The organism is Streptomyces sp. LS1784 (assembly GCF_020103755.1).
GTDB lineage: Bacteria > Actinomycetota > Actinomycetes > Streptomycetales > Streptomycetaceae > Kitasatospora.
On the sequence record NZ_JAHSQD010001096.1, the window covers coordinates 1 to 1,158 of the forward strand.

At 76.1% G+C, this 1,158-nt stretch carries 2 protein-coding genes; both read left to right on the forward strand.

The genetic code is table 11. From position 1 onward, the window contains the following. Positions 1–531: zinc-binding dehydrogenase (locus KS423_RS45895; protein WP_224285575.1), on the forward strand; the 531-nt coding region annotated here is incomplete at its 5' end. A gap of 70 nt (positions 532–601) precedes the next feature. After that, positions 602–1,158 (forward strand): ADP-ribosylglycohydrolase family protein (locus KS423_RS45900; protein ID WP_224285576.1); only part of this gene is annotated, 557 nt, incomplete at its 3' end.

A 1,158-nucleotide genomic window follows, 5' to 3' on the forward strand; every position in this document is an offset into this window, starting at 1 on the left:
GGCGGGGTCGGCAGCGCGGCGGTCCAGCTCGGCCGGGCCGCCGGGGCACGGGTGATCGCCGTGGTCGGCGGGCCGGCGAAGGCGCGGACGGCGAAGGCGCTCGGCGCCGACCTGGTGGTGGACCGCCGGGAGCGGGACTTCGTCGCCGCCGTCAAGGAGGCCACCGACGGACACGGCGCGGACGTGGTCTTCGACCCGGTCGGCGGCGAGGCGTACACCGGTTCCACCAGGTGCATCGCCTTCGAGGGCCGGATCGTGGTGGTCGGCTTCGCCGCCGGGCAGGTCCCCACCCCGGCTCTCAACCATGCGCTGGTGAAGAACTACGCGATCCTGGGCCTGCACTGGGGCCTCTACAACACCCACGACCCGCGCGCCGTCCGCACCGCCCACGACGAGCTCACCAGGCTCGCCGAACAGGGCGTCCTCCGCCCCCTGGTGAGCGCCCGGGTGCCACTGGCCTCCGCCTCGGACGCCGTCTCGCGCGTCGCCGCCGGGCTCAGCACCGGGCGGATCGCCGTCCTGGGCGACTGACCCGCGATCCACCGCCCGCGCGGCCGGTAATCCGGCTGCGCGGGCCCACGGCCGCTGCCAGGATGCGGGGATGACATCGTTTTCCACCGCCCGCGACTCGTTGGAGGGCCTGGCCCTCGGGGACGGATTCGGGGAGCGCTGGTTCCCCCTGTTCCGCTCACCGAAGGAGGCCTTCGAGCAGATCCGGGCCCGGCGGGCCCCGGAGGAAGGCCCCTGGCACTGGACCGACGACACCGCCATGGCCCTGTCGGTGTTCGGCGTCCTGACCGCCTTCGACGCGGTGCACCAGGAGCGGCTCGCCCAGGCCTTCGCGGCGAACTACCGGGCGGATCCGGGCCGCGGGTACGGACACGGGATGCACCAGCTGCTGCCCGCCCTCGCCGGGGATCCCGGGGGCTGGCGCACCGCAGCACGGGAGCTGTTCGACGGCCAGGGCAGCCTCGGCAACGGCGCGGCGATGCGGGTGGCCCCGCTGGGCGCCTGGTTCTCCGCGGACCTGGACGAGGCGGCGGAGCAGGCGGCGCTGTCCGCGGAGGTCACCCACGCCCACCCCGAGGGCGTCGCCGGAGCCGTGGCCGTCGCCCTCGCGGCGGCTCTCGCCGCCCGCGGCCGCTCCGGGCCCGCACC